The 22,755-nt window shown below is 57.0% G+C and carries 23 protein-coding genes and 1 pseudogene; 10 read left to right on the top strand and 14 right to left on the bottom strand.

The features are described from left to right. Positions 1–170: 170 nt before the first annotated feature. Positions 171–608, bottom strand: a complete 438-nt coding sequence (locus C7476_RS25940; RefSeq protein ID WP_245426598.1) for a hypothetical protein — start codon at positions 606–608, stop codon at positions 171–173. A gap of 81 nt (positions 609–689) precedes the next feature. Between C7476_RS25940 and C7476_RS27955 the strand changes: the two genes are divergently transcribed. Beyond that, positions 690–872, top strand: coding sequence for a hypothetical protein (locus tag C7476_RS27955; RefSeq protein WP_147274742.1), 183 nt, complete (start codon positions 690–692; stop codon positions 870–872). Positions 873–979: 107 nt separating this feature from the next. Here C7476_RS27955 and C7476_RS25930 read toward each other — a convergent pair whose 3' ends face one another. The 3 genes from C7476_RS25930 to C7476_RS25920 form a co-directional block, all read right to left on the bottom strand. After that, positions 980–1,453: a histidine kinase gene (locus C7476_RS25930; protein ID WP_114432809.1), complete on the bottom strand. Its 474-nt coding sequence runs from the start codon at positions 1,451–1,453 to the stop codon at positions 980–982. A gap of 45 nt (positions 1,454–1,498) precedes the next feature. Beyond that, positions 1,499–2,332 (bottom strand): polyphosphate kinase 2, encoded by an 834-nt coding sequence (gene ppk2, locus C7476_RS25925; RefSeq protein ID WP_114432808.1) that lies wholly within the window; start codon positions 2,330–2,332, stop codon positions 1,499–1,501. 294 nt (positions 2,333–2,626) lie between these two features. Continuing rightward, positions 2,627–4,357 carry a hypothetical protein gene (locus C7476_RS25920; protein ID WP_114432807.1) on the bottom strand — a complete coding sequence of 577 codons (1,731 nt, stop codon included), beginning with the start codon at positions 4,355–4,357 and terminating at the stop codon, positions 2,627–2,629. Between the two features lie 498 nt (positions 4,358–4,855). Here C7476_RS25920 and C7476_RS25910 point away from each other — a divergent pair, with 498 nt between their 5' ends. Next, entirely contained in the window at positions 4,856–5,320 is a 465-nt protein-coding gene (locus C7476_RS25910) for a CYTH domain-containing protein (protein WP_112531276.1), read from the top strand. 74 nt (positions 5,321–5,394) lie between these two features. Here the strand turns inward: C7476_RS25910 and C7476_RS25905 are convergent, their stop codons facing one another. The 6 genes from C7476_RS25905 to C7476_RS25880 form a co-directional block, all read right to left on the bottom strand. Then, positions 5,395–5,892: a hypothetical protein gene (locus tag C7476_RS25905; RefSeq protein WP_112531277.1), complete on the bottom strand. Its 498-nt coding sequence runs from the start codon at positions 5,890–5,892 to the stop codon at positions 5,395–5,397. A gap of 98 nt (positions 5,893–5,990) precedes the next feature. Beyond that, entirely contained in the window at positions 5,991–6,203 is a 213-nt protein-coding gene (locus C7476_RS28975) for a hypothetical protein (RefSeq protein WP_112531278.1), read from the bottom strand. Continuing rightward, positions 6,200–7,012, bottom strand: coding sequence for a DUF2092 domain-containing protein (locus tag C7476_RS25895; protein ID WP_114432805.1), 813 nt, complete (start codon positions 7,010–7,012; stop codon positions 6,200–6,202). Before C7476_RS25895 ends, C7476_RS28975 begins: the two co-directional genes overlap by 4 nt. A gap of 335 nt (positions 7,013–7,347) precedes the next feature. Next, complete coding sequence (locus tag C7476_RS25890) at positions 7,348–8,577, bottom strand: HlyD family secretion protein (RefSeq protein WP_114432804.1); 1,230 nt, start codon at positions 8,575–8,577, stop codon at positions 7,348–7,350. 3 nt (positions 8,578–8,580) lie between these two features. Continuing rightward, entirely contained in the window at positions 8,581–9,000 is a 420-nt protein-coding gene (locus tag C7476_RS25885) for a hypothetical protein (RefSeq protein WP_114432803.1), read from the bottom strand. A 232-nt stretch (positions 9,001–9,232) separates the two neighbouring features. Further along, on the bottom strand, positions 9,233–9,514 hold the full coding sequence (locus C7476_RS25880) for a hypothetical protein (RefSeq protein WP_114432802.1): 282 nt from the start codon (positions 9,512–9,514) through the stop codon (positions 9,233–9,235). Positions 9,515–10,048: 534 nt separating this feature from the next. On the opposite strand from C7476_RS25880, the gene C7476_RS25875 reads away from it, so the two are divergent. Continuing rightward, positions 10,049–11,773, top strand: coding sequence for a tetratricopeptide repeat protein (locus C7476_RS25875; RefSeq protein ID WP_147274741.1), 1,725 nt, complete (start codon positions 10,049–10,051; stop codon positions 11,771–11,773). A 12-nt stretch (positions 11,774–11,785) separates the two neighbouring features. Here C7476_RS25875 and C7476_RS25870 read toward each other — a convergent pair whose 3' ends face one another. Next, on the bottom strand, positions 11,786–12,121 hold the full coding sequence (locus tag C7476_RS25870; RefSeq protein ID WP_114432800.1) for a hypothetical protein: 336 nt from the start codon (positions 12,119–12,121) through the stop codon (positions 11,786–11,788). Between the two features lie 107 nt (positions 12,122–12,228). Continuing rightward, entirely contained in the window at positions 12,229–14,397 is a 2,169-nt protein-coding gene (locus tag C7476_RS25865; RefSeq protein ID WP_181872614.1) for a mechanosensitive ion channel family protein, read from the bottom strand. Positions 14,398–14,688: 291 nt separating this feature from the next. Between C7476_RS25865 and C7476_RS28420 the strand changes: the two genes are divergently transcribed. Then, complete coding sequence (locus C7476_RS28420; protein ID WP_181872613.1) at positions 14,689–14,829, top strand: hypothetical protein; 141 nt, start codon at positions 14,689–14,691, stop codon at positions 14,827–14,829. Positions 14,830–15,123: 294 nt separating this feature from the next. On the opposite strand, the gene C7476_RS25860 is transcribed toward C7476_RS28420, so the two are convergent. Then, positions 15,124–15,252 (bottom strand): ABC transporter, encoded by a 129-nt coding sequence (locus C7476_RS25860; RefSeq protein WP_114432799.1) that lies wholly within the window; start codon positions 15,250–15,252, stop codon positions 15,124–15,126. A gap of 391 nt (positions 15,253–15,643) precedes the next feature. On the opposite strand from C7476_RS25860, the gene C7476_RS25855 reads away from it, so the two are divergent. Further along, on the top strand, positions 15,644–15,901 hold the full coding sequence (locus C7476_RS25855; protein WP_114432798.1) for a hypothetical protein: 258 nt from the start codon (positions 15,644–15,646) through the stop codon (positions 15,899–15,901). 522 nt (positions 15,902–16,423) lie between these two features. Here C7476_RS25855 and C7476_RS25850 read toward each other — a convergent pair. Next, positions 16,424–18,346, bottom strand: a complete 1,923-nt coding sequence (locus C7476_RS25850) for a potassium transporter Kup (protein ID WP_114432818.1) — start codon at positions 18,344–18,346, stop codon at positions 16,424–16,426. 447 nt (positions 18,347–18,793) lie between these two features. Here C7476_RS25850 and C7476_RS25845 point away from each other — a divergent pair, with 447 nt between their 5' ends. The 5 genes and pseudogenes from C7476_RS25845 to C7476_RS28585 all read left to right on the top strand — a co-directional run. After that, positions 18,794–19,723 (top strand): aldo/keto reductase, encoded by a 930-nt coding sequence (locus C7476_RS25845; protein WP_114432797.1) that lies wholly within the window; start codon positions 18,794–18,796, stop codon positions 19,721–19,723. A 70-nt stretch (positions 19,724–19,793) separates the two neighbouring features. Beyond that, positions 19,794–20,414 carry a DUF6064 family protein gene (locus C7476_RS25840; protein ID WP_147274740.1) on the top strand — a complete coding sequence of 207 codons (621 nt, stop codon included), beginning with the start codon at positions 19,794–19,796 and terminating at the stop codon, positions 20,412–20,414. Between the two features lie 707 nt (positions 20,415–21,121). Continuing rightward, positions 21,122–21,980: pseudogene (locus tag C7476_RS25830) on the top strand (S1C family serine protease). Between the two features lie 118 nt (positions 21,981–22,098). Beyond that, the gene (locus C7476_RS25825; RefSeq protein ID WP_114432794.1) at positions 22,099–22,299 is read left to right on the top strand and encodes a DUF2905 domain-containing protein; all 201 of its coding nucleotides are present in this window, start codon (positions 22,099–22,101) and stop codon (positions 22,297–22,299) included. A gap of 239 nt (positions 22,300–22,538) precedes the next feature. Further along, a partial coding sequence (locus C7476_RS28585; protein WP_210207823.1) for a hypothetical protein occupies positions 22,539–22,755 on the top strand: 217 nt, incomplete at its 3' end.

Here is a 22,755-nt window from a genome sequence, read left to right as displayed (position 1 = left end):
CGCTCCTATTGGATAGGGCTACCGGACCAGCACACAGGTTCGGCAAAGTGTCCTGTAAAGTACTCACCGCGACATACGTGTGAGAACGAAATTCGCAATCCGTCAATTGGAACCGTGCCGATTCGTTAGTATCTCCGAACATTCAACGAGATCTTCAAATTTCCCGTCGCTTAGTTGCACCCCCTGTTGAGCAAAAATTTTTCCACGGATTTGAGGGCGCTACCGGAATATTCCTGCGGGTCGAGATCGATTATCAAATCGGGAAACGCAAGATCCGCGTTTGGGCTGTCAATGTACTTCTGAAGAAGTTGGCAATGCTTGTTCTCCCTTGCTACACGAAGCGCGACCGCTTGCACGAAGCCGATGCAAAAGCCGTGGTCCAACTGATCTTTCCTATCCCTGCACATTGACTGAAGTTTCGCGAAAGTCGGCTCTTCTGCGAGCGCAAGGTTACCGAAGCTCGTGACAAGGAGGAGGATCAAAGCGATCATCCGAGTGAACAGGCTCTTTGTAGAAACTCTGCCCGCCGGGAATTCATCCGAACGGACCGTTTTATTGGAACTCTCACCCTGCTTGGCCTTCTTCGTATGGAGCGCCGCCGTCAGCATCTCTTACCTCCCGGCTTCTGGGCAAAGATCGTCGACTGCCTGCAGTATCGCTCCGACCGCGCTCTTTGGGAGTGTTGCGGGATGACTTTGAATGAAGGTGGTCACCTTGGCATAGAGGGCGTCGGACATGAATTTGCCGTCGAGCAAACACTTCCGGATTTCTTTACGGCGGTCGGCGAAATCATCATTAACTGGTATGCCTATTTGATATTCGATGGCTCCGAAAATGTACCCCGTCGCAAAGCGTTGTTCCGCACCTATTAGGTCTGCAGCGGTCATCGCATGGACCGGCGACGCAACGAGGCTGACCATCAACAAAGCCGATACTCTCATGGCAGGCTCCTTCTCCCAGAGTTTGTCCGGCCCCAAACTCAAGCGCGATCTGAACCCCAGTTCAGGAAAAAGCCGACATCGCCGGGCATTCCGCCGGGGAAACTGATGATCATTGCCTTGAGCTTGAAACCCTGCGGCTTGGCAAGTTTCTGATAGCGATCATAAAACTCCTTTGCCTTGCCTTGCAGTGTTGCCGGCCAGTCTTTGTCGCCGCTGTTTATTGCGCGACCGCTGTCCGAACAAAGATCCGATGAAAAGCTATAGACCATAGCCTCGAATTTGCCCGCCTGGACAGCGTTCGCCACAAGCCGGCGAACCGCGAGTACGTCCGCTTCGCTGACATGGTTCTTGAGGAAATCTTCAGCGAAGTCGGCGGCCTTCTGCTCCTGGACCGCCTTTGCTTTCGCCTGCTTTTGATCTTCCTCCCTTGCACGTTTGATGACTTCATTGCGAATGTCCGCCGCGCTCGGAGGCATCGCGTTCAAATCTAGTGGTTCTTTTTTCTCTGGCATCTGCTTGATCCTTTCGTGGATGACGTTGTTTGACGGATATCGTCTTCAAAGCACGTCGGGGACCACGGCGGCGGTAGCCTCTGGCGCGATATAGCCGTTGGGCCGCTTTTGCCGCTTGCCGAGATTCGGCGCGTCAAACTTGACCCGTTCGTAGGGGATCGACTTGAGGATGTGCGAAATACAGTTGATGCGCGCGCGCTCCTTGTCGTCGGACGGGACAATCCACCACGGGGCATCGGGCCTGTCCGTTACCTTGAGCATCTCGTCGTAAGCGCGGGTGTAATCCCACCAGCGTTGATACGACGTGATATCCATCGGACTGAGTTTCCACTGGCGCAACGGGTCGTCGATACGACGGCGGAACCGGCGCTCCTGCTCTTCCTCGCCGACGGTCAGGAAATACTTCAGTAGTATGGTGCCGCTTTCAACAATCGCTGCCTCATACTGCGGGACAAGTTCCAGAAACCGTCGTGCTGTCTTTTCGGAACAGAAACCCATGACGCGCTCGACGCCTGCCCGGTTGTACCAACTCCTGTCGAAGATCACGATCTCGCCCGCCGCCGGAAAATGTTGAATGTAGCGCTGCATGAACATCTGCGATTTCTCCCGGTCGCTTGGCGTAGGAAGCGCAATGACGCGGAACACGCGCGGGCTTACCCGCTCCGTGATCCGCTTGATCATGCCGCCTTTTCCGGCTGCATCACGGCCCTCGAACAGGATTATGACGCGTGCGCCCGATTTCTTCACCCATGCCTGCAAATGCGCGAGCTCGATCTGAAGCTTTTTCATTTGCTTGTTGTAGCGGTCCTTGCCGAGCTTCTCGTGCTCTACATGTTGGACCGGATCCCCTTCGCGCAACGTGTTGTTTTGATTGTTCATGACACTGTCCTCCCGGCGTCTGGGATTTGGGTTCTTATGGCTGCCGATCTGTCGCTCGGCAGCCAACTGGCTCGATATCCCCTCAGGCTCCTCTGGCTTGCGGCGACTATCATTATCAGTGCTCGAGGAAACGCTGCTGATCCGACTGCTCATTGGCAGCAAGACCGCGTCAAGACCGTTTCAACTAGAAAAGTATAGTCTGCACTGCCGGGGAGAACCCGTAACATCGTGTAATATACATAGAGTGCAGGACGAAGGTACGTGTGGCTGCGCAGGCTCGCACGGCCAAGTGGGTCACTCGTCGGGGATGGAAAGCCCCGCTTTCTTGAACCCGTCGAGCAAATGCAACTGATCCTCGCGGCGAATGACCCGGACGGCGACTTCATGGCGAATATTGTCGACGAAGGTGGGTGCGTGGACTGCGAGCCATTGCCGTTCGCTGCGTGCCTCCTCGGTTTTGCCGAGCTGCCCGAGAATTGCCGTCAGTATCAGGTGATAAATCGGGTTGGCACGAACGTCCGCCAGTCTCGCCCATCTCTCGGCAGTTATGTAGTCCTTGTCGATATAAGCGCAGACAGCAAGCGCAGACTCGAAATACCCCGACGGCTGCGGATTGCGGGACACAGCCGAAGCGATCAGTTTGCATCCGGGCTTCCATTGCCCTGACAAGGCAAGCCTGAATCCATACTCACCCGCCAGCTCGGTGTCATTGGGGTTGATCGAATAAGCTCGTGCGCCGACTTCCAATGCCGCTGTAATTTCGCCGCGGAAATAGTGACTGAGCATTTCGGCCTGCAGCGCCCGAACGTTTTGGGGATCCAGTTCCACGGCCCGCCTTGCCGTCTCGGTTGCAACGTCAAGCGATGGGGTCGTCGAATTGAGACGGTATCGAAAACGAAGTTCGTCGAGATAGGTCAAGGAAAGCAGGGCCCATGCTGTCGCATAGTTGGGGAAACGTTGGACTGCCCGCTGCAGGCAACTCTGAACGGTCGCATGCGTTGCGGGGTTGAGGTTGGAGCGGTAGCGGTAGTACGCCAGCGTACATTTATATGCCTCCAGATCATCAGGCGGCGACTGTGCAAGATCGGCAGCATCGGTCTGGAAAATTATCCCGTAGGGTTGGGCCAGCGCTGTCGCCACCGCTTGAGCTATGTCGGCCTCGAGTTGAAGCAGATTCTGAACCTGGACGATGCTGTCGTAATTATTTGTCCAGACCACGGATCCACTGTTTCGATCGAGGAGCCGCGCGTTCAGCCGGAGCTTGTCGCCGTGAAGGCGGACGCGCCCTTCCAGGGCAAAGAGCGCTTCGGAATCACCTGCGGCCAACATGATACCCGTGCCGGCAACCACCACGATCTCCTTGAATTTTGCCAGCTGACCGATGACTTCGTCCGTCAGACCTTGGGCTATGACCGCCGAATCGGGAGTGCCCGAAAGGTCCTCGAAGGGTTCGATCACCAACTTCGGAACGCCGGGGCCGGCCGCCTGCCTGTCCGTGATGCCGAAACCGTCTCCAAAGTGGAACATGCCTCCTGCGTAGAGGGCTAGACCCATCAATGCCGCGACAACGAGGATAAGCCCCACCCAGGGTGGTGCGCGCCCCCAAGTGGCCGTGAGTTGTTTCGAGTACGTTGCGGCAAGCCTGTGGGCAGAAGGAGGCGTCTCAGTTCGGCGCGAAAAGACCGGGACATAGCCGCCTTTGGGCATGGTCACGACGATGGGGTCGTTCTGGCCCGCGACGAGGTAGTAGTGCTCCAGTCCCCGCCGGATCAGACCGGCCTGGATTCGGACCACCGGATCAATCTGGGGGTCAAAAGAACAGCTTCTGCCGTAAACCTCGACCGCGATCGAATAGGCCTTTATCCGGTTTGCGCGACCGCCAACGGTTTCGCCGACAACGTAGGCGAAGAATTGCCGGGCACGCTCGGGCACGTCAAATTCACTGCTCGACCGGATACGGTCAAGTTGCTCAAGGATATCGGCATGGGTGGGTACCGATGCCCCGTCTTGAACAACGTCCTCCACGTCGTTCTCCCCCGAATACTGTAACCCCGGCACACTCACCAGTTGCTGTATTCTACAGTATTCTACGTCCTTTTTTGACGAAAGCGCAATATACTACCGAGGGACAAAGGGCTTGGTTGCCCAATCACAGAACCAAGCCGAAGGAAAGACAATGAACGCGCGGACTGGAGGTGCCTTCGATCAAAAATTGGCTGCGGTTTTGCGCCGATACCCGGAAAGCTCGTTACGAATTCAACACCTTTACGTCAGCGACGAAACCTTTCGGGAATTGTGCAGTGATCTTGCAGCCGCAGAACGAGCGATCAAAACCGTGGAGAATCTGCCGGATCCAATCCGCAGTGAACGACGCGCCGAATTTGCGGAGATGGCAAATTACCTTGCCAGCGAGATTGAAGGGGCGATTTCGAGGCAAAGTGCCGTATCTTTTCGGCGTTAGGGCACTTCTCCAGCGAGGTCTTTGCTTTGCATTAGTTCGCCATTGCAACGAGGAGGAGGCAGATGAAAGTGGAGATTGAGCGGAAATATCTTGTCTCCGATGACGGTTGGAGGGAGCATGCGACCATCCGATCCGTTTTTCGTCAGGCCTATATGACGGTCGCCGGAGACAGGACGGTGCGCGTTAGGACTATCGACGATAGGCGCGCCACGCTGACCGTCAAAGTCCGCACGGGTCCGATGCAGCGAGACGAATTTGAGTACGACCTTCCATATTGCGAAGCTCTCAAACTAATAAGGCACCGAATTGGAGTCGTCGTTGAAAAGACCCGCTATGATGTAGCTTACGGCGGACATGTTTGGGAAATTGACGTCTACGAGGGTGCACATCGTGGCCTCATTGTTGCAGAGATCGAGTTAAGGGACGCCAGCGACGAGTTTCCACTGCCCGTTTGGCTGGGGCGGGAAATCACCGGAGAGCAAATGTACTCGAACCAGATATTGGCGTTGGACGGAGAGCGTGGGTAGCGGCTTTGACCGCCCCCAATTTGGGAGCGATTGCCGACTGTCACTGCGTGGTAATGCTCCGGATACGCCACCACTTACTTCTGAGCGGCCTGACATTCTCGCAGTGCCTTGAATGCATTGTCGGTGCCGGTGAGGTCGACCACAACGGTCCTGCGTCCCTTCGAGGTGATCGTCAGCGCTTTTTTCTTGGCAAGATCATAGATGAAATCGAGATTGTTGAAAGGAACGAATGCGCCTTCGTATCCCTCCATTCCCTGTCCCTTGGCCACACCCGTGTACTTTTCGCCATCGACGTCGAACACGACGGAGATCTTTTCGCCGGCGGTGATCTTTGTCGGTTTCTTGGAATAGAGCGCCAGGTAGCCACGCGGGGCCGCCGTCGCATCGATGCCTATCTGCACCTGTGTTTCGCCGTCGGCATTGTCCCGCATGATCATGCAGCCAGGACCTGTGCTACTTTTTACATATATGTCCCAACCGGCCGCCGAGCCATATTTTGTCACGGTCTCTGCGGCTGTACAAGGAACGGTGAGTGCTGCAACTGCCAAGGCAGTCCGAGCGAATAAATGCATGGTTTCCTCCTATTGAATGACAAACGACGCCAAGAAGACAATTGCGTCAAGAACGCCAACATGTTTCAAGTTTGCGCGGTGCTTGTCGTGCCGTTGGCCTAACAGTTATATACCCCAGCCGCGCATCGCCTCACCGTGCGCCGAGCAGCGCCTGCGACGCTGACGGGCGTGAGCGGCCGACCAACTCTCGCCTCTGCGGTAGCAACAAAACTGGCCACCCCCGGGATTGAAAGTTCCGTTCCGGCTTCCAGGCCGAACAACCCGACGGTGGCGGTCAGCACAAAGATGTTCAGTATCCTTGGGATGGTCATTTTGTGCCTCCTACGGCGAATTGATCCGGAAGCTCATCGATATCGACGAGTTTCTTCAGGTCGTCCACTTGCTTGGCATCCGTCGCGTTCTTGAAGCTGAAATCCTGCGCAACGACATCCGTGCCGGTCTTCCAGTCGCTGATCTGGATACTGTACTGCGGTCCCTGATCAACTTTCGTGGAAGTGATGACGTATCGACAGGGATAGGGGTGCTCGCCCTGGGCAATCCATATCTGCCAGTCGACTTCCTTGGCCCTGAACGCCAGATGGTCGCATTCGGTGCCGCCGATCACGCCGCTGCCTAGATCCTTCACGTCGACCACGTCACGCATCAATTCGTCGTAGACATTGGTGAGCAGGAGATCAGCGCCGGGGACGGGCCTCTGGTATTTGTTTCGCAATTCGTCGATGAGATGGTCGACCGTGCCGGATACCTCGGCCTGTGCGTACATATTGTCCTCCTTGGCCAGCAGCGTCAGGGTCTTGCCATCGAACGTCGTCTCGACATTGGCAAAACCTCCGGAACGCGTGGCGCGAAACTTGTCGGGGCGGCCTATTTCGACTTTGCCCGAGCTTGCCAGAAGCAGCTTCTGGTGGTCCTTGGTGACGACCTCAAAATTGGTGTCGTAGGCGAATGAAATAGCCTTTTGCCCCGCCATGTAGTCGGACATCGACTTGAGAATCGTCTTGGCTTCGGCTTCGCCGGCCGAAGCGCCCGGGAATGTACCGGCCGCGAGGATCATCGTCAGCGCCGCCGATGCAAGGACGGTGACAGTGGATTGCATGGACCTCCAAGCTTTGGTCGTCATCGTATTATCTCCCGTGATTGTCTGTCCGTCGAATATCCACCCGATCCTCATTCACCTGGATACGCATCGATCAGAACGACGCGATCGCCAAGCCTTGGTTCACACTACGCGCTGTCGAACGGAAAAACCTGTAACATCGGGTATGTTACAGGTGACACTACATAACTTGCAGCGACGTTCGCGGTGACAGCCCGCGTCCGCTATGGAGAAGCGGTCGAGGGCGAATGATTGCAGCGATGCGCATTCAAATGCCCGACATACGATTTTTAACTACATCCCATAAGGGCCAACTTGCGTACGAGACGTGCTCCCCTGACTTCCAATATCGACCAGTGTTAGTGGCCGCCGAGTACGAGCGTCTGGACCGGCAGCATTATCGCCTGCATCCGAAGGATCATCGCATGCACAATCGCGACGGTGTCGACGACGTGCAGGAAAACCCAGCGCGACGTGCCGATATCCTGCGCGGCGAGCGCGTCGTGGTTGTTGGTGTACGCGTTGGCGATGCAGCTGCTGCCTGGGGGCAACCGGTCCAGCTGACCCGGGAAAAGAGGTTCGAGGAAGACGGTGAGCGATCCTCCTTGCACAATCTGCCCCACATCCAGCAGCTGGTCCGTTGGCCGCAGTTGCCCCGCCGCAATGACGTCCTGGACTTCGGTCACGACCATCGGAATGATGGTGAACGGCATCCCAATACACGTGGCCTCCGCAATCATGCCTTTTTTCATTACCTGCGCCTCGATCTGGCCGAAGCCGGCAACCAGCCTTGCCCGTCCGGCTCCTTCGGGGACAAGGATTCCTGCGGGGCGTATCATTGTGTTGACGACATCGCCGCGTCGGAGCGTGAACTGTTGGACGGTTCCCGCGACGCCGGCGCGAACGAGGGTTTTGTCGAGCTCGACCTGTGCTTGTTTGAGAGCTGCTTCCGCACTCGCCTTCTGGGCGGGAAGTAGGGAAGAAAGCTTTGTCTCGATGGTCCGTTTGTTGGCGACGGCGGCGTCGCGCGTACCCTTCCGGCCGTCGGCGGTGATCTGCAACCGCTCAACCTCCCGAACCGAGACGTCCGCATTGCGCCGCAAGAGCTCCTGCCTGGTTGCGAGTTCGTCCAGCGCCTGCTGGTACGCGCCTTGCGCCTGTTGGATAAGCCCGTCGGCTGCGGCCAGCTCGGTTTGTGCCACGGCGGTCTCCGCAACAGTTTCGTCGATTTGGCGCTGGGCCGTTTCGTGCGCTGCCTCCTGTTCGGAACTGTCGAGCCTGAAGAGAGGGTCGCCGGTTCGGACCTTGGAATTCACGCCGACGAACACTTCGGCAACACGGCCGACAGTCTCGGGCAGAATGGTCACGGTGCGGAATATCGCGGTCACGTTCTTGGTCGAGGGGTGGTAGTAAAATACCAGCGTGATCAACGAGACCGTCAGCAGCAGGCACGCGGTGATGCCCCAGCGCAATTCATACCAAACCGTGAAAAGAGTGATCTCGCGTCCTATCCGCTTCCCCTGGGCGTAGCGGCGATAGAGATAATCCGGGAAGACCGTGAGCAGGGAACAGAGAAGAAGCTCGAACATCGATCAGATGCCCCCACCGACAGTATCCGGCTTAGGTTTCGGCACCAGCGTGACGACCACCGGATCCTCAACCGCAGGGGTCCGCCCCGACAGCCTTTCAAGCGACTGGGCCATCGAGCTCATCGGCGTGGAGAAATCAGGCAGATCGATAAATGCCAGCAACAGGCCGGCAATCCAGAAGATGTGGTTGTGCGTGAAGAGGGAAATCAGCGCCAGAACGGCCACGATCTCCATTTGCACTTTTTTGGTCCGATGCGCCATTCGTTCCGGCAGCGCATGGACTTGGAAGTAAAAATTGCCGATCATGAGAATGGCGCCCAAAAGGAACACGGCGACGACGGTGAACAACCAATCGCTTTCGCCTGGTCCCGTGACGAAGCCCGGAAGATGTTCGATCGCTGCCGGATGCAGTGTATCGGCCATGTTCTCATCCCTTCGATATTGTTGCCGCTCGCGCGATCACCAATCGCCAGCGCCAGCCATGTCCGGCCAAAATTTAATGACCGGCACGCCGTCCTGTCAGCGTTGCGGAAACACTTACTGCTCCGCCGATATAATCACTTGCACGTCAGGGGATCGAAGTCATGTAAACTACTGTATTTTACGTGGCCGGGGACGCGTAAGCGGTGTCTTTCCGGCAGACGGTCCGGAAGATCTACCGGAGCGATTTTGGCCAGCGCTTATGGAAGGGAATGATTTTCGCTTTATCGAGAGCGCTTGCGATCTCCCTCGCCAGGTCATCGACCAGGGCCAGGTATTCGGCGCTGCGTTCATCGTGCTCCGGTTCCGTCGACCGCTCCCAGTGCAGCTGTGCTGCCTGTGCATCACGGAAGTCCGTGCAAAGATCGCGAAACTCTTCGTCCCGGGAGGCCCGCTCCTCAATCGCCTGACTTCGGGAAGGAAAGCGCAGTTTGGCCGCCATCAGGCGAACGTCCATCGAACAGGGCTCCTTTCCATGAGCAGCGGAGAGACACACCGACTATCGCAGATCCAAGCATATTTGGGGAGTATTTTACGGTAGCATACAGTCGAAGCGCTGGCCGGTGCGCTTAAATCGGAAACTGAGCCCGCGCCAAATCCGGGCAATTTCGTGCGGGCATGTCTCGACAATCGCCACCAGCGACCTTCCACCCACGTAGCCAGCTGGACACGGAATACATGTAGCATACCCGATGTTACGGGAGTTCCGGCACGCCAGCGCCTATTGTTTTTTCCATCGAAGGAGTTGTCCCGCCAGCCCTAATGAGCCTGGGCGGCCGAGGAAGCGGAGGTGACCGGGTGGCGGTCGCGGCAGACGATCGTCCTACAGCCAATCGGAATTTCCTGTCTAAGGGGATCGTAAGATGTATGGCACAATCTTGATATCAATGATGAGCGCGCTTCTGGCGATCGCTTATACGCTATTGCAGGCATGGATGGTGGAAATGGATGACGATCAGTCGTTGTCCGCAAAGATTTCATGGGGGCCTTGATGAAAGTTGTCGGGGTCGCCGACGGGACGAAAAGCGAGACCGTTTCTGAACGGGAATCCCGCACTGAACTGTGTCGGCTCTTGTCCGATCCGCATTTTCGTTTGACCGAGCGCAACAGAAATTTCCTCACGTTCGTCGCGACAGAAATGTTTGAGGGCCGCTCTGCTACGGTAAAGGCCTATACGATCGCCGTCGATGTTTTTGGACGTCCAGACAATTTTGATCCGATCGCCGATCCGATTGTCCGGATAGAGGCGACCCGGCTTCGTGCGGCTCTTGCCCAATACTATGAATACAACATGGAGGAAGGACGGATTCGCATAGAGTTGCCGCGGGGAAAGTATGTTCCGGTATTTACGAGAACCCCGCCGCAGGCAGAATACTTCCGGGAGACACCTGCTGTTCCAGAAATTGGCGAGACTTCCAATGGTTGGCGGAATACGATCTCAAAACGGCGACTGGGCATTTCAGCCATAGTCACTGCAGCGGCTTTCGGCGTCATCTGGGTTGCTTTCGTCGAAGGCCCCCGCTTCTCGGAAAAGCCGAGCGTTGCGGTCGAGATGAAACTAGCCGGGGACCAGACGGATATAGAGGCCGGATCCATTGGCGACGATCTGATGGTCGCTCTGTCACAATTTCAGACACTCAGACTTTCTGCAATGGAACCCATCGGCGTTGGCAAGGAGAACGCTGCGCAAACTGCCGCCGTACCGCTGTTCCATTATGTCCGTCGAACGACAACCCCATATCACGTAATTCTGAAGTATCAGCCGACCGAGACCGTCCGGTCGGTCTGGTGGCAAATTATCAATCCTGTGACCGGAGAATCGTTGCGGTCTGGCATCGAGCAGATTGTCCTCGACCAGAGGCCCGAAATCGAAATCCGCCGCTTGCTCATCGCGAAACTTGCAACCCGTTTCGCCGCCCCGCACGGGGTTATAAACGGAATCGAACTGACACGTGAGCTGGCCACGCCTACCTTGGGGAGTGGTTGCGTCTTACGTTCTGCGATGGCCGTCGAACGGCTTGATGCGAGCGAATTGAGGGAGGCCGGAACGTGCCTTGATGCAACGTTGCTGATAACGCCGAATGATCCGGATGTCATTGCCGAGCGGGCAATAGTGCTGTTGGAGACCGAACCACCTGAAGCATCGACCGAACTGACATCCCGCGCGCTCGATCTTGCGAACAAAGCCGTGGCGCTTGCTCCGCAATCTGATCGGGCGGGCTACGCCCGGATGCTGGCACAATTCCGAAACGGCCAAACCGAAGCGGCCTCGGTTTCTGGATACCGCGCCTTGAAACTCAATTCCAACAACAGTCTGATCGCCGCGCGGCTGGGGGCCATGCTTTTCGCTCAGGGCAGGTGGGCTGAAGGTTACGACCTGGCAGTCAGGGCGGGCGAGAACGAACCAGTTCCGCACGTTGATGCCGGACTAACTTTGGCACTGAATGACTATCATCGCGGAGACTTCACGGAAGCACTTCTTCGTGTCCAGCAAGTGGCGCGATCGGACAATTACGTCGCCAACATTCTGCAGATCGCTGCGGCGGGACAACTAGGAAATGCGACGGCTTCCCATGAGGCTGCCGGCCGTCTGAAGCAACGGGGCGATCAGTTCTGGACCACGTTTCGCTCCAATATGACGGCGCGCCACTATACGTCCGCGCTCATTGACCAGCTTGGCGCTGGCCTGATCAAGGCCGGCTTCGCCCCGTTGTAAGCGCCTGAACTCTTAGTCGCCGTCATCCCGGTCATCATCGTCGTCATCATCGAATCTCGAAGGATCGACAACCGGCAGCAGGAAGATACGCCAGTCATCGTGACCGTCAGGCTCGCCGGACTGGTCAGCCGTCGCGCGGCTGGCTTGCCAGATTTCGGTTTCCTTCGGCAGCGCTCCCCGCAAATTGATTTCCGCGACGCCGTCCCAGAGACAACGGCCCTGGTTTTGGAACACATGCAGGTCCCGCCGTAGCGCCTCGTCCGACAGAAGTATCTTGGCATCATCTTCAGTCGCCGCGTCAAAAGCAACTATTCCTCGTCCTAAAATCTCGGCTACGAATACGCTCATTTTTCGATCCTCCCAGACCCCTGTTGATTGTCCCGCTGGCGGAAACCGTTTCAGCTTCATGAGCTTCGGTTTTAAGCAACACCTCGCACACGATCTCCCTCGTTGGCTTAGCTTTCGCCTTCCACCAATTTCAATTTGGCTTCGGCAGCCTTCTTGCGTGTGATGGTATCGGATGCGGCCGCTACGGCACCTGCCGCGTGATCCTCGCCACCTGCGACCTGCACGGTCGGGGAAGCGAAGCCGATGCCGTTCAACGCAAAGGCCTCGCGGATCATCGCGTAGGCACGCCGCCGGATGGAGGACTGATGGCCGGGCTTCGTCATCACGGCGAAGCTCAGGTTGATGCCATAGTCGCTAAAGGCCTCCACGCCCTTCATCTTCACCGTTTCGATGATGTAGGGGCCGAGTTCCTCGTCCTCGAGCAATTCCGCACCGACACCCTTCACCAATTTTTTGACCTTGACGAGGTCGGCGTCGAAGTTGACCGAGATGAGGAACTTGTCGATGACCCAATCCCGGCTCATGTTCTGCACCGCGCCCAGCGTGCCGAACGGCACGGTGAAAATCGGACCGCGGTGGTGGCGCAGTTTGACTGAGCGGATGCCGAAGGATTCAACGGTGCCCATATAGGTGCCGCTCTTGATGTATTCTCCAACCCGAAATGCATCATCGGTCATGTAGAAGATGCCGCTGATGATGTCCCTTACCAGCGACTGCGAGCCGAAGCCGATCGCGACGCCGAAAATGCCCGCACCCGCGATCAATGGGCCGATCGCCACACCAAGGCCGGACAGAACCATCAGGACGGCAAGAACGGCGATGAGCACAGCGAGGAAATTGCGCAGGATCGGTAGCAACGTCATCAGCCGTCCGCTGCGGGCCAGCGCAGCTTCATCCCCGCCTTCGGTGCGGGCGCGTTCGATGCGCTGATTGATGAGGCCCTTTGCCATGTGCCAGATGAGATCCGCTGCAAGCAGGACGACTATGCCGCCCAATACGCCGCGGATCATGCGGCTGGCCGCCTCGTCCTCCATCAATCCGCTTGCCCGCAAGCGAATGACTGCAGCGAGCCAAGCGGCGGCAAGCGCGATGATGACCACCCTTGCTCCCCGCTCTATCAGGACTTCGAAGACCGGATTCCTGGGCTTGGCCGTGGTATCATCAGGACCGGAGAAGAACGACTTCACGATCGTGCTTGTCGTCCGCAAAATCGGCGGCAGGATGAGCACATAGATGCCGACCCACAACGCCCCGCTCGTGCCGGCGACCCACAACAGCCAGAGCAGGCACAGATACAGTGTGAGCAGCCACTCCTTGACGCGGTAGGCACGGGAAGCGATGGGGGCTTCCGGGCGGTTCCAGACGGTTTCCAGCGCGACAGCCAAAAGGCCAAGGCCGAGTACGTAAATGATCAGGCTCTTGACGTTGGGGCTAAAATTGAGCGCCGTCATTAAGGCCGCAGCGGTCCAACCTGTGAAGAATATTCCCGCAAAGTAGGCGACACGCCGATACCAGAACGCCGCCGCCGCATCGTCCATCGGAATGAGACGCGCCGGGACTTCGCTGCTGTCGTTCACTCGACTACGGTCGGTTCCAAGAAGTATGGCTGTTATTTGCATGATCACGCGCCATGCGATGAGGGCGACAAGCATGGGAAGGACAAGCATGGCCAAGAGCGGCGGCCACGTGAAGGCGTGGAAGGCACCGACACTGGCAAAAGCAAAGACCACCAAAGGTGCAATGGCCGTGAAAACCGAGCGTCCGATGACATGGTGACGCGCGTGCGAACCCTCAATCGTCGAGGGCGCTGCCATTTGCCGATGTGCGCGGCCGAGAATACGCCGGCAGGCGAATTCGGCACCGAAGCCGAGCCCGGCAAACGCAGCAAAAAGCACTAGGATCGCCCCCGGACGTCGACCGTTGATTTCGGTCATGATCGTGGAGCGCGCCTGGGAAAACTCGGCCGGCACGGCCGGAACGGCTTGTCCGAGACCGCGCAAATGTGCACGGATGGTGTTTGACCAACCCATGACGTCATTCGCCGTCGGAACGGCAGGTTCCTCTGCGGCGAAGGACGACGCACCCTTTGTGGCGATCCAGGCTTTGACGTCTGGGTCCGCCATAAGCTTCAGCAGCTGGTCAACCTTGCCCGGAGGAGGAGTTTCATTTGCCTTCTGCGCAGGTGAAGCAGAAACAACTGCACACAACAGAACCAAGCATAACGTCAGCAAGACGCTTACCTTGCCAGCCAACTTCCTGATTGGAGCGATGTGCATGCTAAACCCCTGACAGCAATCCACACTATACGCCCAAGACCTCGGCCTGTCTCCTGCAGCAATGATTCCATTGTCAAAACAGGTGAGCGGATATGCGCCTGCAGGTGTATGGTCTGATGGCACGGCTCTCCACAGCGCGAGACGGGCGAACAATGCGTCTGCTCGACCTGACAGTCGAGCCATTTTGTAGGTATTTGGGCGGCGCTTCCCTTGTGCATTCCCGTGCCGGCCGGGACCGGCGAGAGTGACGGTGATTTGAACGACAGGTACAGATGGGCGAGGGCACGGGTTATGTCCGGCGAAGTGGAACATGACAAGGCCGTCGCCGCGATGTCCTACCGCGTGTTTGGAGCTGAAGCAAAGCTGGCGGTCAATCATCCGGCCCGCTCCGTCAAGGAAGACATAAAAGTCCGTAAGTGTGGCCGTAGGTGACGACATCGCGGGGGCCGAATTTTGTGAAATGCCGCTCGTCCGCTGTTGAGGCGTCGCCGTTGGCGAAGCAGCGCTGATTGGCACAGAGCCCTGATCGTGTGGGGCACGACATTCGGCGGGATTTGCGAATTCGCCCCACGCCCCGTTACGGCGAAGAGACGGCATGTCCTGCGAGTGTCATCTTTACTCACGAGCCAAGTTTCAACCGGCGCAAAGTATTTGCTATCGGACGTTGTACAATTGCTGGAAATGGGAAGATGGAGTCACCTTCCCACAGCACAGAGGCAGTAGCCTTTATTTATAGACTGGTGCTGCTGCCGGTTCCGCCATTGGCGGAGGAGCTTTTCCTTTGCCGATTGATCCGCAGGCGCTTAAACTCATAACTGTCAGTACGGCAACGATGGTGATCAGAGCTCTGTTCATTCGAAGATCCTTTTCATCAAGTTGAAGTAGGCAAACCACTCTAGGCTACTATGGAAAGTGTTAACAACTGGTCGTCGGATCGAGAAACATATTGGTGGTGCCCGATATTGGCCCCGGCTTTGTCGAGCAGCGCAATCCGCAGCCAGGGACGAACTGTTATCGCTTGGTCATCCTGAAGACTGAGCGTATTGTGCAATCATGGAAAAGGCGTCCAATCCTATTCCATGATTGCCCCAAATAAGCCCGCTGTCAGCAGACCTCGCGGCAGCGGGTTTTTGGTAAACCAAATCTTAAAGCTGAGCGTACAACGTTTATCGTGTTTATCACGATGGATGCCGCCCTAAGCCATCGTACGGGCTCGCTCCCAAACCCTTTAAGGGAGGATACTAAAATGCCCTATTTAAAGCCTTTATTTACCGCATCGATAATCGCGACATCTCTTGCCGGTTTACCTGCAATATCGTGGGCGACGGAGCAGGGCCAGCAACGTCAGCAGGCGCGTGACACCCGCCAGCAGGCGCGCCCAGAAGCACGACAAACAAAGCAGGACTGCCGCGCCGCCAACCAGAAAAGCAACGCTGCATGCCGTCAGGATAAACGGCAAACTAAGCAGGACGCACGCAAAACAGGCCGAGCCATCAAATATTGATTTTCGGCCCTTGTTTCGCAAAAAAGCCCGCCGCTGGGTCAAAGCAACGGCGGGTACGGGGTTCGTCAACCGCGGCGTTTCGCGACACGATTGGACGATGTGAGTGTGCGCTCATGGGTGCTTAGCTACAATCGGGGCTTACCCCAAGTTGGCAGTTAACTTTCCCGCCCCTTTGTCAGCCTCGCTTGGGATCTCCCGCCAAGAAAACCCTTGTTTGAACGTTCGATCCTCATACATGCAATGTAGGCAATGTTTTGAGATTTAGAATCAATCAATTTATTTATTTGTTTCCTAAGTGCATCATTTTCTTGGATTGCCATACAGACGACGTCCCACGCCGTTTCTGTGTACGTTTTCTGGGTGGTCGCGTGTCGCGCATCTGTCCTGAGGCAAATCTCCCTATGTCAATTTTCGGGGAAGTGGGTAAGCGGTTGCAACCATTACCTTCGACTACGCCAGAAAGGTGATCGTGCTGTCTGATCAGTCGTACACCGATGTAGAATCCGCCATAGCGCGTTAAGATCAAATAGTGACCTGCGTGCCAATCTCCACCACGCGTCCTGTCGGAATTTGAAAATACTCCGTGGCGTCATTTGCCGAATGCGCGAGAGCTATGAATAGCTTGTCTTGCCAATACGGCATCTTCGAACGCGGAGACGTCTTCAATGAACGCCGGGCCAGGAAGAATGAGGTGGCCATGATGTCGAATTTCCAGCCTGCGGTTTTGAAGATCGCCAAGGTCCGCGGGACGTTCGGTCTTTCCATGTAGCCGAACGTCAGCGTGACCTGCACGAAGCGATCGTTGATCGGCTCAAAGCGCATGCGGTCGCTTTTCCGGACGCTGGGCGAGGGGGCAGTGACTACATTCAGGATGACATTGCGCTCATGCAGCACGTTGTAATGTTTGAGGCTGTGCAGCAGCGCAGTGGGCGTGCCTTGCGGGTTGCCCGTCAGGAAAACCGCAGTGCCTGGTACGATCGTCGGGGGATTCTGTGCCAATTTCTTCGCAATCAGCTCGAGCGGCACGTCGCCTTGCCCGACTTTCTTCTGTAGCTGGCGGCTTCCTTTCACCCATGTGGACATGATCAGCACGATCAAGACGGCGACAAGAAGCGAGGCCCATCCGCCATCGATGACCTTGATGAGGTTCGCACCGACGAAGGTGATGTCGATGACAAGGAAACAGGCGGTGGTGAGAGCGGCCACCCAGACTTGCCATTGCCAGATCCGGGTCATGACGATCAACAGCAGCGTCGTCGTCACCAGCATATTGCCCGTCACTGCGATGCCATAGGCAGCGGCCAGATTGGTGGAGCGCTCGAACCCGAGAACCAACAGGACGACCACAAGCCCAAGGAGAACGTTGATGCGAGGCAAATAAACCTGCCCGGACTGTTTCTCGGACGTATGGGCGATGCGGAGCCTCGGCAGAAGATTAAGCTGCACCGCCTGCCGCGACAGCGAGTAGGCTCCGGTGATGACCGCCTGACTGGCGATGACCGTCGCGGCGGTTGCCAGGAGTACCATGGGCAACAACGCCCATAGCGGAAACATCTCAAAGAAAGGATTTTTCGCCGATTCAGCATGAGCGAGCACGAAGGCCCCCTGGCCAAAATAATTCAAGAGCAGACAGGGGAACACGATCCACATCCAGGCCGTCGCGATCGGCCGGCGGCCGAAATGACCAAGGTCAGCGTAGAGAGCTTCCGCTCCGGTTACGGCAAGAAACACCGTGCCGATCGTGGCGAAGGCCGTGCCTTGATTGCGGACGATATAGTCGAACCCGTAGTGAGGGTTTACAGCCGCAAGAACACTGAGGTCGTCGAACAAATGCCACAGTCCGAAGAAACCGAGCGCAAGAAACCACACCAAGGTGATCGGCCCGAAAAAGAACGCCATGCGGGCTGTGCCGTAGCGCTGCACCGAGAAGAGCGCCAACAATATGGTGACGGTAATCGGAACCACATACGGCGTGAAGGCAGGCGTGACGATTTCAAGGCCCTCGATTGCCGACAGAACGGAAATCGCTGGGGTAATGGCGGCGTCGCCATAGAACAAAGAAGCGCCGACAATGCCCAAGCCAAGGATCAAGCGGGGTCGCGATCTGTAGCTCTCGCGGGCCAACGCCATTAGAGATAGGATACCCCCTTCGCCGTCGTTGTCTGCGCGAAGGACAAACAGGATATACTTGACCGTGACGATCAGCGTCAGGGCCCAAAAAATCATGGATACGATGCCAAGGACATCTGCCCGCAAAAGGGAACCATCAGTGGAAGCAGCATGCAGTGCCTCGCGAAACGCGTAGATCGGACTTGTGCCGATGTCGCCATAGACAACGCCCAAAGCGCCTAAAACAAGAACTGGGTAGGTCTCGGTCGGACGATCATCCGGATCGTGCAAATTATGGCTTATTTTGCCGTCGTCATCCGTCCGGGCTTTGCTCATGAGCTGCTTCTCGGTTCGTTTCAGTAACGGTCTGAAGGCCACGCGTTTTCCGGTCGCGGGAAATCCCGTTTGAACACAAGAGCATCCGTTCGTCCAGCATCATGGCGATTTTTGAGGCGCGAACGTTCTCACGAACTAAAGCATAAAGACGACAACCCGATGCTGAGTGTCCGATTGCCCTCAAAGGCCGCAGCAGTTCTCGTCAGGTCCTCGAACTGCTTTCGTTTCGATCAATGGTGCGGAAACCCTATCCTGCCTTGTCGGGCCGAAGCTGAATTATTTGATCATCCGGCGCCATAAGCCGGAAGCGCTACAGGGCTTGGGGACTGCATCATGGCTTCAATTCAATGTGAGTGGCTGATGCCCGGCCATGGGTTTTCAAGTGGCAGTGGATACCCGATACTCCGTCAATAAGAGGCAAACCGGCGCGACTTGCGAGGAGACAAGATGGCGAGGCGATTCTCAATCAATCGGCGGGAAGCTCTTGCGCTCATAGCGGGTTCCGGAGCTCTGGCGGGCTTTCCCGACCGGCTGTCTGCTCAGGTGCCAGCGGTCTTGACCAGGCCCATTCCTTCATCCGGAGAGGAAATTCCCGTCATCGGCCTCGGAAGCTGGATCACGTTCAATGTCGGAGACGACATAAAACTGCAAGATGAATGTACCGCCGTCATGCAGGCCTTCTTCGGGGCAGGAGGCAGGCTGATTGATTCCTCGCCGATGTATGGTTCGGCGCAGAAGACAATCGGATACGGGCTTGAAAAGTTGTCGCGCCCCCGAACGCTTTTTTCCGCCGACAAGGTCTGGATCAGTGATCCGCAATCCGGCCGGGAGCAAATCAGGCAGTCTCAAGGCTTTTGGGGGGTGCCCCAGTTCAATCTGCTTCAGGTCCACAATCTGCTGAGCTGGGACGAGCATCTCCAGACGCTGTTCGAAATGAAGGATGCCGGCCAGCTCACCTGTGTCGGCATCACCACCTCGGAAGGACGTCGCCATTCCGAAATCGAAAATATCATGACGTCCCAGCCGATCGATTTCGTTCAAGTAACCTACAATGTCTTGGACCGTGATGTGGAGGAACGCATCCTGCCACTCGCCACGGAGCGCAAGATCGCTGTCATCGTCAATCGCCCTTTCAGGCAGGGCGACCTCATCGCGCAGATGGCGGATCACCCCTTGCCGGACTGGGTCTCCGAAATCGGAGCGAAGACCTGGGCACAACTGATGCTTAAGTTCATCATCTCGCATCCAGCGGTCACCTGTGCAATTCCAGCAACCGCAAACGTGGCGCATGTACGGGAAAACATGGAAGCGGCAACCGGTGCCGTCATGGACCCGGCCTTGCGCAAACGCACGATCGACTACGTGGAACGCCTGTAATGGCTGTCATCTCCCGAAATGAGAACGCCTCGTGACGGAATGGTGGTCGTATCGGCCTTCGGATTTCCTGATGTTCTCGCCTCGCGTCTATTTCAGGCAGATCGAGACCTACAACCTGGCTCTCTGGCCGCTTCAGATTTTGACGCTGCTGGTGGGAGTAGGCCTCGTCTGCTTGCTCGCGCGTGCCCGGCCGAACGCCAGTCGGATCGTTGCAATGGTTCTGGCCGCGCTTTGGCTGCTTGTCGGTTGGGCCTACCTTTGGTCGCATTTTTCAAGCATCAACTGGGCCGCCACCTACGCGGCTTATGGCTTTGTGGCGCAGGCGATCCTTATCCTCGTCATTCAGGTCATACCGCGCAGAACCGGCGCGTCACTGCCGGGCGGGTTTGCTGGGGTGGTCGTCATGGCAGTGGCCGTGCTGCTCTACCCCGGTCTGTCGTTGATCGCGGGTCGGGGACCAGAAACGTCTGAAGTCTTCGGCATAATGCCGGACCCGACAGCAATCGCGACAATTGGGTTTCTGGCATCGACCCGGCAACGCTACGACGTCCTGTTGTTTGTTATCCCGACGCTCTGGTGTGTTGTGAGCACCATCACGCTTTTCACCATGGGCGATTCCATCTGGTGGGTGCCGCTGAGCATGTGTCTCGCCGGACTTTCGCTGGCGATCGACAAAAGGCGTGGGGCCTAAACGACGCGCTCAACATTCCTGTCGCGAGCTCGTAATGCACCAGCTTGGCGTAGGCGCGCCGTACGATGTTAAGTGGCATAGTGACCGGATCGGTCGAGCAGCGTCACATTTTTGACTCACCGCGATCGGTATACGGCTCGGGCATGTGCTGCAAGCAGCGCTGATCGGCATTCAGCTGCGGTCGAGGGTTCTTCCAGTCCTTGACCCAAATACCAGCTGGCAGCGGCATCACGCGCTGCAATGAAACGGGTCAGCCAAGCCTCGCCGGGCTTTTCTTCACGCGCGGCTACAAAGTGTTTCCGCATGTATATCGATTAGCCGATTTTTCGCGCGCTTTGTACCAATCGGCTGTCTTGTTTACATCTCGGGTCGGCACAACAGCCTACAGCATGCCTCCATGTCCATGATCATCATACAATACGGCGCTCAACTCGTTTCCGAGGAGCGCCGCATTACCCGGAGATAAGCGAGCGTCATTGCTGGCTGCTCACTAATCTCGATCACGGGTGGAGCGCAGAAATGGGTATCGGATGGGGCGATTGCAAGAGTGTGCGCAGTGCCGACGCTCGATTATCCATTCGATGTTCCTCATCTCGTTCCGGGGGCGACTTTTTACCTGAAACGTCCGCCTTGCTTCTTGTGGGTGGTGGAACCGCTTCATAGCTATAACGGACGACATGTTTCTTCTCGCTGTCAGGACGAATGCCATGACTATCGATACGATTTCCCGATCAGTGGTCGCTTTGCGGTCCAGAAGGCAGCGGCGTGGTCATTCGAAAGGATGGGCTGGTGCTGACGATCGGTTGCCTGATTATCGAAGCCGAGGAAGTTTGGTTGACCCGCCATGACGGGCACGTCGTTCCAGGGCATGCGTTGGCCTATGATCAAGAAACGGGGTTTGGCGTCGTGCAGGCGCTTGGGCCGCTCGGCGTGCCAGCGGTGGACTTCGGCGACGCAGCCGAGGCGAAGGTCGGAGATCCCGTTGTGCTTGCGGACGGGATCGGTCAGTTCGTCCGAGCGAACATCGTCGCCAAACAGGAATTTGCCGGCTATTGGGAGTACGTACTGGATGAAGCGATCTTCATCGCGCCGGCTCATCCTTCCTGGGGAGGGGCTGCATTGCTCGACACAGACGGCAAACTGCTGGGCATCGGCTCGCTTCACTTGCAAATGAGCAAAAATGGAGAGCCGGCGGACATCAATATGATCGTACCGATCAATTTGTTGCCGCCGATCCTGGATGATCTACTCAAGCGCGGCCGAGTCAACAAGCCGCCGCGGCCCTGGCTCGGGGCATTCTCCGCCGAGAGCCGCGGAAAGGTTGTGGTTATGAGTGTCGCGCAAGGAGGTCCGGCGGCTCAGGCGGGCCTGCGTCAGGGCGACATCATCTCGGAGATCCGGGGCGAGGAGGTTGATGGGCTGGCTGATTTTTACCGGAAGGTGTGGACCAGCGGCCCAGCCGGCGCAGAGATCCCCCTGCGGGTCCTGCGCGGCGGGCGCGAGGCATGGCTGCGCGTGAAGTCGGCCGATCGCAACAGCTTTCTGAGAAAGCCGCCCTTGCAGTGAGGCAGAACGCCTCCCCACACTTCGCACATGAAGCAGCAGAGATGACGCGCGCAGGCACATTTCTGCCGGTTGTGTTAAAATTCCGGGCTGTTTTCACGACACTTAGCGTGCGGATAGGATGTCCCGAACCTTGATCATTGTCGGTCTTGTTATCGTTGCGGTCGGTATTCTCTGGCCGTGGCTTGCGCGCGTTGGCTTTGGAAGACTGCCGGGCGATATTCTGATCGAGCGCGAGAATTTTACCATGTACGTCCCAATTACCACGGGCCTGCTTGTCAGCATCGTGTTTTCGCTGATCCTCTGGCTGATCAATCGTTAGAAAGGCTACGGGCGCATTGCCCATGCCGTGACAGTGTCCGGCCCAACGGATTGCCGCTCCAGCGCACGACATGACCACAGCAAGGATTATATTATGACCAATTGAACGCGGCCACGTCAGGTAACGTCGGGACAACAAGTCATCGAAGGAAGTGATACCCTGGTTGCCGTCGGCCGTATGCCGAATACAATAGGTGTTATCATTGATTTGACACTGCCATCTTGCATTGGGATCATGCCATGGGAACGGGCGCACGCGTCATTATTGCAATTGCATTGTTTGCAGCCATGGGTGTCGGGTGGCTGGCGCTTCAGCATCTAAGTTTCGAGCGTGACCGCACCCTATCGGAGTGGAGATCACTGTCGGAGGCCGAAGACCTCCTGAGGCAGAAGCCCGTTCCAGAAGCGTGGCCAGCGGGCTTGTTTATTTCGGAGCGGGGATTGAACACCGCACTGG

Source organism: Phyllobacterium bourgognense (genome assembly GCF_003337575.1).
Classification (GTDB): Bacteria; Pseudomonadota; Alphaproteobacteria; order Rhizobiales; family Rhizobiaceae; genus Phyllobacterium; species Phyllobacterium bourgognense.
The sequence above is the reverse complement of the archived record's forward strand: the minus strand, read 5'-3'. Positions and strand labels throughout refer to the sequence as shown.

What these genes read in the sequence shown, in the direction of transcription:
- C7476_RS25840 (WP_147274740.1), top strand. Translation starts at nt 19,794, where the DNA reads ATGTTCTCGCCTCGCGTCTATTTCAGGCAGATCGAGACCTACAACCTG.
- C7476_RS25890 (WP_114432804.1), bottom strand. Translation starts at nt 8,577, where the DNA reads ATGTTCGAGCTTCTTCTCTGTTCCCTGCTCACGGTCTTCCCGGATTAT.
- C7476_RS25895 (WP_114432805.1), bottom strand. Translation starts at nt 7,012, where the DNA reads ATGACGACCAAAGCTTGGAGGTCCATGCAATCCACTGTCACCGTCCTT.
- C7476_RS27955 (WP_147274742.1), top strand. Translation starts at nt 690, where the DNA reads ATGACTTTGAATGAAGGTGGTCACCTTGGCATAGAGGGCGTCGGACAT.
- C7476_RS25905 (WP_112531277.1), bottom strand. Translation starts at nt 5,892, where the DNA reads ATGCATTTATTCGCTCGGACTGCCTTGGCAGTTGCAGCACTCACCGTT.
- C7476_RS25825 (WP_114432794.1), top strand. Translation starts at nt 22,099, where the DNA reads ATGTCCCGAACCTTGATCATTGTCGGTCTTGTTATCGTTGCGGTCGGT.
- C7476_RS25860 (WP_114432799.1), bottom strand. Translation starts at nt 15,252, where the DNA reads ATGAACAGAGCTCTGATCACCATCGTTGCCGTACTGACAGTTATGAGT.
- ppk2 (WP_114432808.1), bottom strand. Translation starts at nt 2,332, where the DNA reads ATGAACAATCAAAACAACACGTTGCGCGAAGGGGATCCGGTCCAACAT.
- C7476_RS25940 (WP_245426598.1), bottom strand. Translation starts at nt 608, where the DNA reads ATGCTGACGGCGGCGCTCCATACGAAGAAGGCCAAGCAGGGTGAGAGT.
- C7476_RS25880 (WP_114432802.1), bottom strand. Translation starts at nt 9,514, where the DNA reads ATGGACGTTCGCCTGATGGCGGCCAAACTGCGCTTTCCTTCCCGAAGT.
- C7476_RS25930 (WP_114432809.1), bottom strand. Translation starts at nt 1,453, where the DNA reads ATGCCAGAGAAAAAAGAACCACTAGATTTGAACGCGATGCCTCCGAGC.
- C7476_RS25875 (WP_147274741.1), top strand. Translation starts at nt 10,049, where the DNA reads ATGAAAGTTGTCGGGGTCGCCGACGGGACGAAAAGCGAGACCGTTTCT.
- C7476_RS25865 (WP_181872614.1), bottom strand. Translation starts at nt 14,397, where the DNA reads ATGCACATCGCTCCAATCAGGAAGTTGGCTGGCAAGGTAAGCGTCTTG.
- C7476_RS28975 (WP_112531278.1), bottom strand. Translation starts at nt 6,203, where the DNA reads ATGACCATCCCAAGGATACTGAACATCTTTGTGCTGACCGCCACCGTC.
- C7476_RS25910 (WP_112531276.1), top strand. Translation starts at nt 4,856, where the DNA reads ATGAAAGTGGAGATTGAGCGGAAATATCTTGTCTCCGATGACGGTTGG.
- C7476_RS25885 (WP_114432803.1), bottom strand. Translation starts at nt 9,000, where the DNA reads ATGGCCGATACACTGCATCCGGCAGCGATCGAACATCTTCCGGGCTTC.
- C7476_RS25845 (WP_114432797.1), top strand. Translation starts at nt 18,794, where the DNA reads ATGGCGAGGCGATTCTCAATCAATCGGCGGGAAGCTCTTGCGCTCATA.
- C7476_RS28420 (WP_181872613.1), top strand. Translation starts at nt 14,689, where the DNA reads ATGTCCGGCGAAGTGGAACATGACAAGGCCGTCGCCGCGATGTCCTAC.
- C7476_RS25850 (WP_114432818.1), bottom strand. Translation starts at nt 18,346, where the DNA reads ATGAGCAAAGCCCGGACGGATGACGACGGCAAAATAAGCCATAATTTG.
- C7476_RS25870 (WP_114432800.1), bottom strand. Translation starts at nt 12,121, where the DNA reads ATGAGCGTATTCGTAGCCGAGATTTTAGGACGAGGAATAGTTGCTTTT.
- C7476_RS25855 (WP_114432798.1), top strand. Translation starts at nt 15,644, where the DNA reads ATGCCCTATTTAAAGCCTTTATTTACCGCATCGATAATCGCGACATCT.